Annotated in this window: 16 protein-coding genes; 7 read left to right on the forward strand and 9 right to left on the reverse strand. The window is 53.5% G+C overall.

Going from position 1 to position 16,053, the window contains the following annotated elements; all coding sequences use genetic code 11:
* Nucleotides 1–66: 66 nt before the first annotated feature.
* A complete protein-coding gene (locus TH468_RS13375) occupies nt 67–966 on the reverse strand; it encodes a LysR family transcriptional regulator ArgP (RefSeq protein WP_085644896.1) in 900 nt (299 codons plus the stop codon).
* A gap of 290 nt (nt 967–1,256) precedes the next feature.
* Between TH468_RS13375 and TH468_RS13380 the strand changes: the two genes are divergently transcribed.
* Entirely contained in the window at nt 1,257–1,883 is a 627-nt protein-coding gene (locus TH468_RS13380; protein WP_085644898.1) for a LysE/ArgO family amino acid transporter, read from the forward strand.
* A gap of 60 nt (nt 1,884–1,943) precedes the next feature.
* Here the strand turns inward: TH468_RS13380 and TH468_RS13385 are convergent, their stop codons facing one another.
* Nucleotides 1,944–2,522, reverse strand: coding sequence for a thymidine kinase (locus TH468_RS13385; protein ID WP_085644900.1), 579 nt, complete (start codon nt 2,520–2,522; stop codon nt 1,944–1,946).
* Nucleotides 2,523–2,600: 78 nt separating this feature from the next.
* Nucleotides 2,601–3,512 carry a LysR family transcriptional regulator gene (locus TH468_RS13390; RefSeq protein WP_085644901.1) on the reverse strand — a complete coding sequence of 304 codons (912 nt, stop codon included), beginning with the start codon at nt 3,510–3,512 and terminating at the stop codon, nt 2,601–2,603.
* A 110-nt stretch (nt 3,513–3,622) separates the two neighbouring features.
* Here TH468_RS13390 and TH468_RS13395 point away from each other — a divergent pair, with 110 nt between their 5' ends.
* Together TH468_RS13395 and TH468_RS13400 are read left to right on the forward strand one after the other, a co-directional pair.
* Nucleotides 3,623–4,303, forward strand: coding sequence for a type 1 glutamine amidotransferase domain-containing protein (locus TH468_RS13395; protein ID WP_085644903.1), 681 nt, complete (start codon nt 3,623–3,625; stop codon nt 4,301–4,303).
* Between the two features lie 70 nt (nt 4,304–4,373).
* Nucleotides 4,374–4,574 (forward strand): heavy-metal-associated domain-containing protein, encoded by a 201-nt coding sequence (locus TH468_RS13400; RefSeq protein WP_085644905.1) that lies wholly within the window; start codon nt 4,374–4,376, stop codon nt 4,572–4,574.
* 64 nt (nt 4,575–4,638) lie between these two features.
* Here TH468_RS13400 and TH468_RS13405 read toward each other — a convergent pair whose 3' ends face one another.
* Nucleotides 4,639–5,844, reverse strand: a complete 1,206-nt coding sequence (locus TH468_RS13405) for an MFS transporter (protein ID WP_085644907.1) — start codon at nt 5,842–5,844, stop codon at nt 4,639–4,641.
* Nucleotides 5,845–5,979: 135 nt separating this feature from the next.
* Between TH468_RS13405 and TH468_RS13410 the strand changes: the two genes are divergently transcribed.
* Nucleotides 5,980–6,738 (forward strand): helix-turn-helix domain-containing protein, encoded by a 759-nt coding sequence (locus tag TH468_RS13410; protein ID WP_085644909.1) that lies wholly within the window; start codon nt 5,980–5,982, stop codon nt 6,736–6,738.
* Between the two features lie 199 nt (nt 6,739–6,937).
* Here TH468_RS13410 and TH468_RS13415 read toward each other — a convergent pair whose 3' ends face one another.
* Nucleotides 6,938–8,602, reverse strand: coding sequence for a methyl-accepting chemotaxis protein (locus TH468_RS13415; protein ID WP_085644911.1), 1,665 nt, complete (start codon nt 8,600–8,602; stop codon nt 6,938–6,940).
* A gap of 651 nt (nt 8,603–9,253) precedes the next feature.
* On the opposite strand from TH468_RS13415, the gene TH468_RS13420 reads away from it, so the two are divergent.
* Nucleotides 9,254–9,688: a helix-turn-helix domain-containing protein gene (locus tag TH468_RS13420; protein WP_085644913.1), complete on the forward strand. Its 435-nt coding sequence runs from the start codon at nt 9,254–9,256 to the stop codon at nt 9,686–9,688.
* Nucleotides 9,689–9,888: 200 nt separating this feature from the next.
* Here TH468_RS13420 and gatB read toward each other — a convergent pair whose 3' ends face one another.
* From gatB to gatC, 3 genes are read right to left on the reverse strand one after another with little or no spacing between them, the layout of a single operon-like run.
* Complete coding sequence (gatB, locus tag TH468_RS13425; RefSeq protein ID WP_085644915.1) at nt 9,889–11,343, reverse strand: Asp-tRNA(Asn)/Glu-tRNA(Gln) amidotransferase subunit GatB; 1,455 nt, start codon at nt 11,341–11,343, stop codon at nt 9,889–9,891.
* A 3-nt stretch (nt 11,344–11,346) separates the two neighbouring features.
* Nucleotides 11,347–12,825: an Asp-tRNA(Asn)/Glu-tRNA(Gln) amidotransferase subunit GatA gene (gene gatA / locus TH468_RS13430; protein WP_085644917.1), complete on the reverse strand. Its 1,479-nt coding sequence runs from the start codon at nt 12,823–12,825 to the stop codon at nt 11,347–11,349.
* Entirely contained in the window at nt 12,825–13,115 is a 291-nt protein-coding gene (gene gatC / locus TH468_RS13435; protein WP_007089905.1) for an Asp-tRNA(Asn)/Glu-tRNA(Gln) amidotransferase subunit GatC, read from the reverse strand. Before gatC ends, gatA begins: the two co-directional genes overlap by 1 nt.
* Nucleotides 13,116–13,397: 282 nt before the next feature.
* Between gatC and ruvX the strand changes: the two genes are divergently transcribed.
* Entirely contained in the window at nt 13,398–13,928 is a 531-nt protein-coding gene (gene ruvX / locus TH468_RS13440; RefSeq protein WP_085644919.1) for a Holliday junction resolvase RuvX, read from the forward strand.
* 57 nt (nt 13,929–13,985) lie between these two features.
* Here the strand turns inward: ruvX and TH468_RS13445 are convergent, their stop codons facing one another.
* The gene (locus TH468_RS13445) at nt 13,986–14,813 is read right to left on the reverse strand and encodes a VOC family protein (RefSeq protein WP_085644921.1); all 828 of its coding nucleotides are present in this window, start codon (nt 14,811–14,813) and stop codon (nt 13,986–13,988) included.
* A gap of 255 nt (nt 14,814–15,068) precedes the next feature.
* Here TH468_RS13445 and TH468_RS13450 point away from each other — a divergent pair, with 255 nt between their 5' ends.
* The gene (locus TH468_RS13450; RefSeq protein ID WP_085644923.1) at nt 15,069–15,992 is read left to right on the forward strand and encodes an AEC family transporter; all 924 of its coding nucleotides are present in this window, start codon (nt 15,069–15,071) and stop codon (nt 15,990–15,992) included.
* Nucleotides 15,993–16,053: the final 61 nt, after the last annotated feature.

A 16,053-nucleotide genomic window follows, 5' to 3' on the forward strand; every position in this document is an offset into this window, starting at 1 on the left:
GATTGGCAAATCGGATCGGCCTTATGCCATATGGCGAAAACCGAAAATAAACGCGATCCCAACCCTTTAGTTCCCGATTTGGGGCAAATAATGGCGCGCTTCACCCAGAACGATCTCATTGACCTGCGACAGCAATCCGCTTTGCATATTCCAGTGATGCCAATAAAGCGGCCGTTCGATTACATGCGGGCATGGCTGCACCAACCGTCCGCTCTGTAAACCTTCCGCCGCCTGATGCTCCTCAACCACGGCATAGGCAATACCCTGCTCGGCCACGGTTACGAAACCTTGTGAACTTGGCACCGTATGGGCCGGAAATTCTCCCGGCACCAATCCGAAATACCTGTTCAAGAACTGGTTTTGCAATTCGTCATGGCGCGAAAAATTAACCGCCGGACAGGATCGCAGCGCATCGGCTGTCACTCCGTTTGCAAAATACCGGTCTCGAAATTCCGGAGCCACCACCATGATATAGCGCATCGCGCCCAGTGACCGCACCCGGCATCCCTGTATCGGATCCGGCCGTAAACTGACCGCGCCCAGAACGGTACCAGCCTGAAGCGCTTCGTGATTAAGGGCCTCGTCATCGACCGTCAGATGCACCAGCAGATCAAGCTCGCGAAATAACCTTTTGGGAACTTTGACAAACCATGTCGCCAGACTGTCGGCATTCACCGCAATCGCGATCTGGCCAAAACGGCTGGCCGAATGCAGCTTCGGCAGTTCCTCATATAATTCCTGTTCAAGCAGACTGACCCGCTGATAATGCTGCAAAAGCCGCTTTCCGGCATCGGTCGCTGCTATCGGTTTGGAGCGGATGAGCAATGGCTGCCCCAACCGGTCTTCCAGCAACTTGACCCGCTGGGATATCGCCGACTGCGTCAGGCCAAGATCACGCGCCGCCTTTTCAAAACTGCCATGCCGAATCACCTCGGCACTGGCCTGCAATAGCTTGTAATCGATCATTTTATTATCCCCGCCTCATCCACCAGCCGCACACCTATTCATAGATGCATCACCAACCTCCAAGGATGCGTCACTCCCATCAGGACAGCAGCACCTGTCGGCACAACTAACTACTGGGCTGCTGAGCTACTGAGCTACTTAAACAGAGCCGAACGATACCGGGGCTGGTCATACGCTGCCTCGCGCATTCCAATCATAAAATTTAATAATACTATATCATGATAATTCGATTTTCTTATTTATTAAAGCTGATATTCCTGCCCCATCAACAGCGATATGCGGGATGAAAAATGCTTCTGACCTTTGCGACCGGATTTGGCCTTGGCGGCGGACTGATCATTGCGATTGGCGCGCAGAATGCCTTCGTTCTCGGGCAAGGGTTGCGTCGCAACCATCCGGTGATGGTGGCATTTGTATGTGCGCTGTGTGATGCCGTGCTGATCGCTTCCGGTGTTGCCGGTCTGGGAACACTGGTTGCCACCTACCCGATCCTGACCAAAATCGCTGCATGGGGCGGTGCGGCCTTTCTGATCTGGTATGGGTTTGCAGCGCTCAGGCGTCTGTTTAAAACCGAAACCCTGTCAGAAAGCGATGTCAAACAAGCCGGATGGAAGGCGGTGCTGACAACGACGCTTGCCGTAACCCTTCTGAACCCGCATGTGTATCTTGATACCGTTGTCATGCTGGGCGGGATTGGCGGGCAGTTCCCCGCCAACGAACGGTTGACCTTTGCGCTTGGCGCGATGAGTGCGAGCTTTGTCTGGTTCTTTGCCATCGCCCTTGGCGCGGCGTGGCTGGCGCCCTATGTCGCGCGGCCAATTACCTGGAAAATCATTGATGGCGTAACCTGTGCAGTGATGTGGCTGGTGGCTTACAAGCTGATAGTATCGGAAATCGCGCCCCTAATTTATTCCTGAGTGAAAATGAATAATCGATGTGATTAAACATTTTTTGTGAAGAATAGAGATTCGGGCGGCTTATTTGCCCATCGCTTCCTTGAAATGCTGACGGCAGACCGAGACATATCGATCATTGCCGCCGATTTCGACCTGGGCCCCCTCGCGCACCGTATTGCCGTTTTCATCAACGCGCAGAACCATCCCAGCCTTGCGTCCGCAATGACAGATTGTCTTAAGTTCGCTTAGCTTGTCGGCCCAGGCCAGAAGCCATTTTGAGCCTTCGAAAAGCTGCCCCTGAAAATCGGTACGGATGCCGTAACACAGCACCGGCACGCCAAGCTTGTCTGCGACATCGGAAAGCTGCCAGACTTGGTCCTTGGTCAGAAACTGCGCCTCGTCCACCAGCACGCAATCAATCCGGCCTTCATCAAGCTTTTCCCTAATCAGGACACAAAGGTCGGTATTGCCGTCAAACAAGACGGCCGGGGCTTCAAGGCCAATGCGCGATGCAATTTTGCCAACACCAAAACGATCATCAAATGCCACGGTCAGCAGAAGCGTCTGCATGCCGCGTTCCTGATAGTTGAAGCTCGATTGCAAAAGCGTCGTCGATTTGCCCGCATTCATCGACGAATAATAAAAGAACAGCTTGGCCATGTTTCCCCCTGAAGATCGTTATTGGGGAATAGCCGATCAATCGGGATTGATCAATATGACAACAGCAGCCAAAACCGGTTACCCGCCATTGCGGCCCATATCAATGTCGCGCAATTCGCGGCGCATGAAATCAAGCAGCGACTGAATTTTGGCACTGCGCGTCACACCGGCCGGAAACACGGCAAAAACTTCCAGATCGGGCAATTTGCAATTCGGCAGAACATGCACCAGATCACCGCGCGCAATTTCATCGGCAATATCGCAAAACGGCACAACCGCAAGCCCGTGCCCGCCGCGCAGGAATTGCAGGCGGGCGGTTGCATTATCAACCCGGACACTGCCCGATACCCGAATGGATTTTTCCTGATGATCGCAGGTCAGACGCAGCGTTTCAGGAACCCGGCTATACATCACCCAGTCATGATCGGCGAGCTGTTCGGGGGCTTCGGGCAGACCTGCACGCGCAACATACCCCGCCGCCGCCGCAATGATCCGGTGGGTCTGATAGAGCTTGAAACTTTTAAGATCCGAGCTTTTGAGCGGCCCGGACCGGATGCCGATATCAATCCCGCGCCCGATCAGATCGACAACCTCGTCAGACAGATGAACATCAATCGCCACCCCCGGATAGGTCTGGCGAAACCGGTCAAGGATCGGCACGATCCGAAGTGTGCCCAGATGGACCGATGAGGTGATCGATATTTTGCCGACTGGCTCATCGCGCAGGACTTCGACCCGCTTGCGGGCGGCCTCGGCCTCCAGCGCAATCGTCCGGCAACTGTCATAATAACGCGTCCCGGCATCGGTCAGGCTGAAATTACGCGTGCTGCGTCGAAGCAGCGGCACGCCAAGTTTGGCTTCAAGCTGCCGGATCTGATGGGATACCGCAGCACGGCTCAGCCCCATCTTGCGCGCCGCGGCAGAAAACCCGCCATCCTCGACCACGCGGGCGAAAATCATCATCGCCCGAACTTCATCCAGAGCCGACATTTCATACGCTCATTTAATTTGACAATCTGTTCAACTCTTCGATCTTCCGCAAATTAGATCAGCATCCTATCCTTGGTGCAAATCCTATTCACATATTGAGGACCAAAACGATGCGTATTCTGATGATTGTGACGTCCCACGACAAAATGGGCGATACCGGCCATAAAACCGGTATCTGGCTGGAAGAACTTGCCGCGCCCTATTTCCGGTTCCGCGATGCCGGTGCCGATATCACGCTGGCATCCCCCAAGGGCGGTCAGCCGCCGCTTGATCCCAATAGCCAGGTTCCCGATGCCCTGACCGAAGCAACCAAACGGTTTGAAGGTGATGCCGATGCCCAGAAGGCATTCGCCAACACCGTGAAACTTGATGGCCTGAGAGCCGATGATTACGACGCGCTGTTTTATCCCGGCGGTCACGGGCCGCTTTGGGATCTGGCGATTGATGCCAAATCCATCGCCCTGATCGAGGCATTTGTTGCACAGGACAAACCGGTTGCCGCCGTCTGCCACGGCCCGGCTGCGTTCGTTAATGCCAAAACCAAAGACGGCAAGGCGCTGGTGTCGGGCAAAAAAGTCACCGGTTTCACCAATGACGAGGAAAAGGCCGTCGGCCTTGAAAAAGTCGTGCCGCTTCTGATCGAGGACGAATTCACCAAACAGGGCGGTCTTTATGAACGCGGTGATATGTGGGCGTCCCATGCAGTTGTCGATGGCAAACTGGTGACCGGCCAGAACCCGGCATCAAGCGATGCGGCCGCCGACGCGGTTGTCAGATTGCTGGGTAAATAATCGCTTGACCTTCCAGCGACTGGAATCCCCATAGTCGGATCATCCAATCCAAACTGACGGAGCCACCGGAATGCTGAAACTGAAAGTCGATGAAATGAGCTGCGGCCATTGCGCTGCCAATGTTACCAAAGCCGTCGAAGGCGTTTCGGGCGTTGAAAAAGCCGATATAGACCTTGCCAAGGGCGAAGTAACCGTGACCGGCAATCCCGATGTCGCAGCCCTGATTGCCGCCATTGACGATGCCGGCTACCCGGCCCGTGAAGTGGCGTGATCCATCACCATATCCATGACAAAGGCCGCCCGATCGGCGGCCTTTGTCGTTTCGATTTGCCGTATCACGCAGTATGGCCACGTTCGATATCTGGCAGGAAAACCGCAAGGAAGCCGACGGCTGGCAACCATGCACAAAGCTGATAGACCAGCCCCAGCCCGAAATGATCGACCATGACACCAAGAATGGCCGCACCAATCCCGCCAAGCCCGAAGGCAAGACCAAAGAACAAGCCGGAAATCATACCAATGCGCCCCGGCACAAGTTCCTGCGCATAGACCACAATCGCCGAAAATGCCGATGACAGGATCAGACCGATGGCAATCGAGAGCATCACGGTCGCCCCCAATCCAACATAAGGCAGGATCAGTGCAAAGGGCAGTGCCCCAAGGATCGATCCCCAGATGACCTTTTTGCGGCCAACCCGGTCGCCGACCGATCCGCCGATCAGCGTCCCCGCCGCGACCGAAGCCAGGAAGATGAACAGATAAATCTGGGCGTCGCCTTCGGAAAGCGGGAATTTTTCCATGAGGTAAAACACGTAATAACTGGTGAAGCTGGCAAGATAGAACCATTTTGATAGCATCAGACAGAACAGAACCACCAAGCCGCCAATTACCTGGCGTCGGGCCGGAAGATTTGCCGCCAGATGAACAAGACGTGGTCGACGCACGGCATGGCCGTTACGTTTATGCCAACGCCCGAGCAGCGTCAGAATCACAACACCGGCCAATGCGGCAAAGGCAAACCATGCCAGACTGGCCTGCCCGTGCGGCAAAACGACTACCGCCACCAGCAACGGCCCGATGGCCGAACCGACATTGCCACCCACCTGAAACAGCGACTGCGCAAAGCCATGCGCCCCGCCCGATGCCAACCGCGCCAGACGCGAGGATTCCGGGTGAAAGATCGACGATCCCACGCCCAGCATCGCACTGCCCATAAGCAGCATCGCAAAACTGGTTGCCGAGGACAGCACTAGAAGCCCCGCCATCGACATCCCCATACCAAACGGCAGGGAATAAGGTTGCGGCCGACGGTCGGTGAAATGGCCGATAAAGGGCTGCAACAGTGATGCCGTCACCTGATAGGTCAGGGTCAATAGACCGAGCTGCGCAAAAGATAGATCAAAGCCGCCCCTGAACACCGGATAAGCCGCCACAAAAAGCGACTGGATCATATCGTTCAGCAAATGGCAGAAACTGGCCGCACCCAGAACCGGCAAAACGGTTCGGGCCACCTGCGGACGGTTGAGAACGGCTTCGTTCATCGAGGACCTCGTTGAAATGACATTAAACGCACGCCTTGGTGCGTTGATCATCATTATAAAAATTGCAAAACGGCCCACCACCGCGTTAGGGTCAATTTATTACGAGAGTGGGCCAATCAGCGCAAGCAGGCATTGATGTCATCTTTTCGCGAAGTTCCAAGACCGATCATCGCATTGGGTACGGATTATCCCGATGGTCATGTGATTGCCGCCCACCGCCATGATCGCGATCAGTTGCTGTATGGCATGACCGGAGCTTTGATGACATCAACCCCGCAAGGCTCATGGATGATGCCGCCACAGCGCGGCATGCTGATCCCGGCCGGGGTGATCCACGAAGTCCGCCTGTTTGGCGATGTCAAATTGCGGTCGCTGTATCTGCGCCCGGACCGGCTTGGTGCGACGGACAATCAGTGCAAGGTGGTCGGAATTTCATCGCTGATGCGTCATTTGCTGATCGAAGCCATTGCCGTCCCGCCAGAATATGACATGGCAGGTCGTGATGGTGCATTGATGGCGCTGATTGAACATGAAATCAAACGGTTGCCGGTCCTGCCTCTGTCGCTTCCGTTGCCGGAACAGGCGACATTGCGGGATAAATGCCGGGCGTTTCTGGCATCTCCGACCCCGCATGAAACCATTGATGACTGGTGCGATCACCTAGGCATGAGCCGCCGAAGTTTTACCCGGCAGTTTCGCAAGGAGACCGGGTCAAGCTTTGTCGAATGGCGTCAACAGGTCTGCATCCTTGCCGCCCTGCCAAGGCTGGCGGCAGGCGAAGCGGTTACGACGATTGCGATGGACCTTGGTTATGACAATCCCGCCGCGTTTAGCAATATGTTCAAACGCATCCTTGGCACATCACCGCGCGACTACAGGACCACAGACACCTAGGAAGATGTTTGACCTGTGAGCTTACAAAAAACCTGGAACATCTGGATTAATTCACCAGACAACAAGCAAATACGCATAGAAAATGGTTAAGCCCGTAAATTAATCGAGCTTAACCATTGAAAAATAAGGCTGATACAAGTTCGTTTAGCGCTCATCAGCCATATCTGGGTCTGAATTTTGGCGAAATGCCACAGACAGCCTAAGCTGCCTTTACCGCCGACAAGAAAGTCTCGACTTTCTGAAGCAGTATTTCAGCTTGCTGAGACATATTGTTTGAGGCAGATAGCACTTGCTCGGCCGCTGCACCGGTTGATGCCGCTGCTTCATTGACGCCGTGAATATTGACCGTTACCTCGCCGGTTCCAGCTGATGCTTCCTGAACATTTCGATTGATTTCATCGGTTGCGGCACCTTGCTGCTCAACCGCACTGGCAATTGCCGATGCGATTTCGCTGATTTCGGTGATGGTTGTTCCGATGGAATCAATGGCAACAACAGCACCTTCTGTTTCGTTCTGGATGGCAGAAATCTGACTGGTGATTTCTTCGGTGGCCTTGGACGTGGCGTTGGCAAGGTTTTTGACCTCGGCGGCAACGACGGCAAAACCTTTGCCGGCTTCACCTGCGCGGGCAGCTTCAATCGTGGCATTCAGTGCCAAAAGATTGGTCTGAGCCGCAATATCACTGATCAAACCAACAACATCACCAATTTTCTGGGCCGCTTCTGCAAGCCCGCGTACTTGTGCATTCGTAGTTTGCGCTTCCGCAACAGCCTTATCGGCCACACGGGACGACTGGGTAACCTGATGACTGATTTCAGAGATCGATGCACTCAATTCTTCGGAGGCACTGGCAACGGTTTGAACATTATTAGATGCCTGCTCGGCCGCTGCGGCAACCACCGTTGACTGACGACTGGTTTCTTCCGCGGTTGCCGTCATTGACGTTGCTGTATGCTGCATTTCACTCGCAGCATCCGCAACCGTTTTCAGAACGATCGACACATCGCCTTCAAAGTCACCGGTTAGCTTTTCGATCAATCTGGCGCGAGCTTCGCGCTGCTTTTGGGCCTCTACTTCCTGAGCAGCCAGTTCCTCTGCCTTGATCATGTTTTCTTTAAACACCAGGACAGCCTTGGCCATGTCACCGATTTCATCCTTGTGATCCTGCCCCGGGATGTCGATGGTCTTGTCGCCGCCGGCGAGAACGCGCATCGAGTTTGTGATCGTAACAATCGGTCGTGAAATACCAACACCGATCAACCAAGCTGCGGCCAAACCAACCACAACAGCAATTGCAGAAATGATTGTGGCAAGCAAAATGGCAAAAGCGTTTTCTGCTTTTGCCTTGGGCCCGATCTCGTCCTGTTTGGCTTTAAAGGACAGTTTAAGCTGTTCGATGTCGCCCGCAACCTTTGGCCCCAGAACGTTAAGAGTTTTCTCAGCGAGACGGTGTTGTTCCGCGGGATCAGTGATTGCACTTAACTTGCGAACACCCTCAGCATATGTTGCAATATCCCGGTCCACAGCTTTCGCTCTTTCGAGGTAGTCCGGGTCGTTAATTAGAGACAAAAATTCGGCACTGAGCTTTTTAGTCGTTTCCAATCTTTGACTTGCGTTTTCAAGGACTTCAGAAGATTGTTCAATCTGATAATTCAGAACCAAAACGCGAGATTCAAGCATGTTAGCCTGAACACGTGAAGCTTGATTCGATTGCAGCGCAATCGACCGGTACTCGTTGAAATTGTTATCTGCATCCATCAATGCAACAACGCAGATCGCCGAAATAGCGATCATCAAAGCCAACATGCTCCCAAAACCACCCGCAACCTTTGTGGCGATTTTAATTCGCTTTAGAAGCCCCATATCATTCCCCCATGCTCCAACAACTATTCTTTAGTATTGTTTCCCCAAAAACGAACCACACATTTAGAGGGAGCCCTGATACAAAAGAACAAACTCTTTCGCGCCGCTATCGGAGAAAATTGTTTTGCCCTACGCAAAATCGCTCCATGGAATCAATGGATTTGAATAAACGCGACTTGCCTGCAAGAAACTTGAGTGAAATATGCGGCAATATCTCAAGTCATAATGAGTTTTTTCTAAGGTCATAGAATGCTTATCGGAAATGAAGGCTATGAAACGATCATCCTGAGAACTACGCCAAACTTCTTGTCGTTACGTCCCAGAATTTGCTTCGGAGCAACCAACACTCCAATCGGAAAGTGAAACGTCAAGTGCACATGGGTTGCAGACCCCAAACATCGGCCGAGCAATAAAATCGGTCACACAAAGACACATGTAACCAGTTCAGCTTGACACCGAGGTTCGACCTGCCTGCACCATCAACACAAACGAAACAATGGTACATAAATGAACCATAATCAAGAAAAAACACCAGTAATGGTATTTTTTTAAACCATAACAACCTTGGGTGATATTTTTAAAATCAATGATAAATCAAAGGTTTATTTTCTTTGATTTTTTGCCTCCCAACTCGATACAGGAACAGCACTGATGATAACCGGCCTTAGCGAGCGAATGAGACAAGCAAGAAAGCATATAGGCCTTAGCGCTTCAGAAGCAGCAGACCTTGCCGGACTTACACGCAAATCGTGGGAACGTTACGAGCTGGACAAAAATGAACCAAAAGCCTCGTCTTTGGCTGTATTGGTTGATAAGGGTATAGATGCCGGATGGCTGCTGACAGGACGGGGCAGCATGCTGAAAAACGAAGTGCGGGATCAAGCGCGCGTGTTGGATACCGATTTGATACGTATGATTCTGAAGGAAATTGAATCTTATCGCGCGCAAAACAATAGAACATGGGGCATATCGGAGACGGCACGCGTTATTGTTTTAAGTTATGAAATGCTGCAGGCCGAAAGGCAACGTGGTGTTGAGCCCTCCCCAAGCAACTTGAGCCTACTCTTACAGGCAGCAAATTTGTGATTTAAAACAGAAAAAGCGTGCAAACACATACTGATTTTACAAAGAAAGTATGTTTGATGAGCTCTTCGGGTAGCAATTGGCTAATTGGTTTTGAAGACGATTATCAATACATAAGGCGCATCTGTCCAGCCAGGTTAAGTATACCGGCAACGAAAAGCCGCCCGAATGGGCGGCTTTTGCATGTCGTCTGATAATTGAAATCAGCCGAGGATTTTGTCGCGGAGCATCTTATTGACCATGCCCGGGTTAGCTTTGCCGCCTGTAGATTTCATGACCTGGCCAACGAACCAACCCAGCATGCGATCCTTGCCGTCGCGGATTTCCTGAACCTTGTCCGGGTTAGCCGCAATGACTTCGTCGATGGCGGTTTCAATCGCACCGGTATCGGTGATCTGCTTCAGACCTTTTTCTTCAACGATCTTTTCCGGGTCATTGCCGGTTTCGATCATGATTTCAAAGACGTCCTTGGCGATACGGCCCGAAATGGTGTCATCCGAAATCAGGTCCAGAAGCTTGCCGAGATTTTCGGCCGTGACCGGGCTTTCGGTAACAGGAACTTCCAGCTTGTTGAGCGCACCAAACAGATTGGTGATCACCCAGTTCGCGGCAAGTTTGCCGTCGCGGCCCTTGGCAACGACTTCGTAATAGGCCGCCTTTTCCTGATCGGCAACGAGAACGCCGGCATCATAAGCCGACAGGCCGTTTTCACGCATGAAGCGGGCTTTTTTCTCGTCCGGGAGTTCCGGCAGGGTCTTTTCGATTTCGGAAACGAAGGCCTGATCGAATACCAGCGGCAGCAGATCCGGATCCGGGAAATAGCGGTAATCATGTGCCATTTCCTTGGACCGCATCGAACGGGTTTCACCCAGACGCGGATCGTAAAGACGGGTTTCCTGAACGATTTCGCCACCGGCTTCGATGACTTCGACCTGACGTTTTGCTTCGATCTCGATTGCCTGCATCACATAACGGATGGAGTTGACGTTCTTGATTTCGCAACGCGTGCCGAATTCAGCGCCCGGACGACGGACCGAAACGTTGGCATCGCAACGCATCGAACCTTCGTTCATGTTGCCATCGCACGTGCCAAGGTAACGCACAATCGCGCGCAGCTTGGTCAGGTAAGCACCGGCTTCTTCCGGGGTGCGGATATCAGGCATGGACACGATTTCCATCAGGGCAACGCCTGAACGGTTCAAATCGATATGCGAATATTTCGGGTCCTGATCGTGCATCGATTTACCGGCATCCTGTTCAAGATGCAGGCGTTCAATGCCAACCGATTTGGTCGAACCATCGGGCATATCGAGGATAATGGTCCCCTCGCCGACGATCGGTTTGTCGAACTGCGAAATCTGATAGCCCTGCGGCAGATCGGCATAGAAGTAATTCTTGCGCGCAAAGACGCTTTCAAGATTGATCTTGGCTTTAAGGCCAAGGCCGGTCTTGACGGCCTGCCGCACGCATTCCTCGTTGATGACCGGCAACATGCCTGGCATGGCCGCATCAACAAGGCTGACATTGGTGTTCGGATCGTTACCGAATGTGGTCGATGCACCGGAAAACAGTTTGGATTTGGAAACCACCTGACAGTGGACTTCCAGACCGACAACGATTTCCCAAGGGCCGGTTGAACCTTCGATGATATAGGTCATGGATCAGCCCTCCTGCCCGGCCGGTTTCGCGGTAAAGTTGGCGGCAGTTTCAAGCACGCCACCGACACGCAGAACGGTTTCTTCGTCAAACGGTTTACCAATCAGCTGCAGACCAAGCGGCAGACCTTCGGAAGACAGCCCGGTCGGCAGCGACAGGCCCGGAAGACCCGCAAGACTTGCCGGAACGGTAAAGACGTCGTTCAGATACATTTTGACCGGATCGTCTTCGTTTTCGCCAATCGCAAAGGCCGCCGACGGTGCGGTCGGTGCCAGAATGGCATCAACGGTGCCAAATGCGGTTGCGAAATCCTCGTAAATGCGACGACGGACTTTGAGCGCCTTGTTGTAATAGGCGTCATAGTAACCAGCCGACAGCACATAGGTGCCGATCATGATGCGGCGCTGGACTTCCTTGCCGAAACCGGCTGCACGGGACTTCATATACATGTCGTCCAAGCTATCGCCTTCGTCCATGACGCGCTGGCCGTAACGCAGGCCGTCATAGCGCGCAAGGTTCGAGGATGCCTCGGCCGGAGCGACGATGTAATAGGTGCCAAGCGCGTATTTGGTGTGCGGCAGGGTCACATCGACCACTTCGGCACCCGCATCACGCAGCATCGCAATACCGTTATCCCACAGCTTGTTGATTTCTTCGGGCATGTTATCGACACGGTATTCTTTGGGAATGCCGATTTTCATGCCGCGAATATCCCCCGTCAGGGCGGCCTCGAAATCAGGAACCGCAACCGGGGCGGATGTGCTGTCCTTGGCATCGTGACCGGCCATTGCGCCCAGCATGATCGCAGCGTCGCGAACGGTTCTGGTCATAGGACCAGCCTGATCAAGCGAGCTTGCAAAGGCGACAATGCCCCAGCGCGAGCAACGGCCATAGGTCGGCTTCAGGCCGACAATACCGCAATAGGATGCCGGTTGACGGATCGAGCCACCGGTATCGGTACCGGTCGCCGCCAGCGCCATGCCTGCGGCAACAGCCGCAGCCGAACCACCAGAGGAACCACCCGGAACCAAATCCTTGCCATCCTTGCCCTTCCACGGGTTGATGACATTGCCATAATAGGACGACGTATTGGACGACCCCATGGCAAATTCGTCAAGGTTGGCCTTGCCGAGCATGACCGCACCGTTATTGAACAGGTTGGTGGTGACGGTGGATTCATATTCCGGTTTGAAACCTTCGAGGATGTGCGATGCTGCGGTCGTCTGGACACCTTCGGTGCAGAACAGATCCTTGATCGCAATCGGCAGGCCTTCCATTTTGCCCGCATCGCCCTTGGCGCGCTTGGCATCGGATGCCTTGGCCATCTCGATGGCTTTTCCCGGGGTTTCGATGATGTAAGCGTTCAGATTACGGTGCGCTTCCATTGATTTGATGTGGGCTTCGGTCAGTTCGACCGATGTGTAATCGCCCTTTGCCAGCCCGTCGCGGGCCTCGGCAAGCGTCAGATTTGTCAGATCAGTCATTATTCAACCACCTTCGGCACGACAAAACAGCCAGCATCGGTCATCGGTGCGTTTGACAGCACTTTTTGCTGGATATTGCCATCGGTGACTTCGTCCTTGCGCATCGGCAGGGTCAGATCGGCAACCGACGTCAGGGGATCACACCCCTCGACATCAACTTCTTGCAGTTCCTCGACAAAATCGAGGATACGGGTCAAATCTCCCGCCAGTTCGCCAAGCCCTTCTTCGGACACGTTGATACGCGACAGAAAGGCGATCCTGCGAACTGTTTCCTTATCCAAAGACGACATGGATGAAAGTCTCTCTTAAGGAATGACAAAACACCCGGCAGGCAGGCAGCCTGCCGGAACCTGAAATTACAGCGCGGAAACTAGCACCCCGCCGCCGCTGCTGCAAGGGCCGGGGACAGCCAATTTCGGCAACTTTTCCAACGGCTGGGAAAGTTGCCAGCTGATCATGGCGGACATAGGGGGCAAAGCCATGCTTTCACCGACGTTTCAGGCATGTCAGTATTGCGTTTCGCCGGTTGAAATGCGCTGGCGTTTTTCGGGCAAGGCACCTATAAGGGCGCCATGATTTGCAATGACACACAGGAATTGCTGCGGTTTCTTACACCGGCAGCACGCGTTTTGGGGCTGGATCTCGGCACCAAGACCATTGGCGTGGCCCTTTCGGATGTCGGGCTACAGATCGCGTCCCCCTATTCGCTGATTTCGCGCAAGAAATTCACGCGTGATATTGCCGAACTTTCGGCAATCGTCACCAAGCAGAATGTCGGTGGTATCATCATCGGTTTTCCGCGTGAGCTTGACGGCACGATCGGCAAGGCCTGCCACCGGGTTTATGCCTTTGTCGACGAAATGCAGAATTATATCGACCTGCCGATCCTGCTTTGGGATGAACGTCTTTCGACCAACGCGGTTGAACGCATCCTGATTGAGGATGTCGACATGACCCGCAAACGCCGTGCGGAAGTCGTCGATAAAACAGCGGCGGCCTATATCCTGCAGGGTGCGCTTGATAACCTTAATCTTCATACCGATCCGGGAGCAAACCCGGATGACGACGATGACGAAGATGAACTTGGTGACGAAGACGCCTGATTTTCGGCCAAACGGAACCGGTTGGTTCCGAAATTTTACGATCAGCCGCCTGTTTGTTCAGGCGGCTTTTTCTTTGGCTGTAAAGACAACCAATGTCCCAAAGAATTTCGATGGCGGCAGGATCAGGCGCCCCTTTTTATGGATGGCCCCCATAGATTGGGCGGCTTCTGCAATCGTGTCGAGCTTATCGACGATGATTTCATAACCGGCAAAGCCATCAGTCGGGAATGCCAGGTCATCAATCCCGAAGCGCGTGACCATTTCATCACTGTGCAGGGCTGTGACAATTCTGTCAGTTCCGATTTCCTCGACGAAATCGGTAACCGCATCTGCCGCCCAATGCGTCAGGAACACCTTGCCAATCGCATAGGCACCGTTGGCATGGTTTTGATATTCCGGATAATAGAAATTCTGCGGCGGATGGCGATGCTGGCAAACAAACGAGACCGCATGACGCAACAGCGGATGATTGGCAAAGGCCAGCGAAAAAGCCAGATCGGTCAGGGAACCATCCGGCCGGGTTGCTTCGCGTTCGAACTTAAAGACACGCGGAACGGCGGCACCGGCGGCAATGAAGTCCTCCCGATCCTTTTCGGCATCGCGCGATTGCAGCGCCAGCATCGACATTCCTTCGCGCTGACGCAGATAATCGCGATTGTAAATCGGGAAGGAAAACGGTGTGGCAAGATCGGTTTCGGCGATTTTTTCAGGCTCGATCACGGCAAGCAATTCGATATACATGCCTTCAAGCTGGATGAGGGCATTGCCGGTACCAAACGGGTGATTGGCACGCGGGGTAACGGTAAAGCCAAGCTTGCGATAGGCATTACAGGCCGCATCAAGATCATTGACACATAAAACCAGATGATCGATTGCGCGACTCATGGGCTTTCCCCTGATTGCATTCCTGTCTGCCATGGCATGTCCCAGCGCAGGAATTTCTTTCAATTGATAAATCAGTGCGTTGGACGCATTATCTGACCGACATCAATTATCACAGGATGTCCATGCCATTAAACAGTCAGTCTTGTCGATACGACGCCAGGTCAAACTGCTGCAATGCAAAGCATCACAGCAAATCACATAACAACCGATTAATAACCATCCCACCGTGCCGCAAGATATTTTCGAAAGCGCCCCATGTTAGCCATCCTGTCCGCCCTGATCCCGACCTTTGCCCTGATCGTGCTTGGTTTTATCCTGCGGCAACGCAAATTCCTGCCTGATGCGTTTTGGACAGGCGCGGAAAAGCTGACATATTATGTGACATTCCCGGCATTGCTTTTTTCCAATACTGCGCGGGCCGATCTGGGCAGCCTGCCGCTGGCGGGGATTGCGACCGCGATGCTGGGCACGGTTTTTATCTGCACCGTTCTTATTCTGATTTCCAAGCCGGTTTTGAAAGTCAGCAACCCGGCCTTTTCATCGCTGTTTCAGGGAGCGATCCGGCCCAATACCTATATCGGGCTTGCGGTTGCCGCCGCCCTTTTGGGTGAAGCCGGGTTAACGGTCACCGCTCTTTGCGTCGCCCTTGTCGTACCAACGGTCAATGTGCTTTCGGTTCTGGCCTGCGCGCATTGGGGCGATAATGACCGTACGCCCGGCGTGATGTCGCTTTTGCGTGATGTTTTGCGTAATCCGTTGCTGATGGCATGTGTTATGGGCATTGCGATCAATATGACGGGATTTGGCCTACCGCCGGTGATCGGGCCGTTTCTCGAAATTCTGGGGCGTGCGGCATTGCCAATCGGGCTTCTGGCGGTTGGTGCGGGTCTTGATCTTTCGGCGGCACGGCGTGCTGGCGGGCCGGTCGGATTTTCCACGCTGGGCAAACTTGTCATCAGCCCGGCAATTGCAGCGGGGCTTTGCCTTTTGCTCGGCCTGCCGCCGGTCGAACTGGCGGCGGTTGTGCTGTATGCCGGATTGCCCTGTTCGGCCAGTGCCTTTGTGCTGGCGCGCCTGATGGGTGGTGACGCCCCGATGATGGCCAGCATCATTACGGTCCATACGCTTGTCGCGATTGTCAGCATTCCGATCCTTGCGGTTTTGCTGCATGTGGTGTGATTTAAACCAAGCGAAATATTGACCATTCGGTCAGGATGTTGGGGCAATATTTTAACTTTCC

This window comes from Thalassospira sp. MCCC 1A03138 (assembly GCF_002115785.1).
Classification (GTDB): domain Bacteria; phylum Pseudomonadota; class Alphaproteobacteria; order Rhodospirillales; family Thalassospiraceae; genus Thalassospira.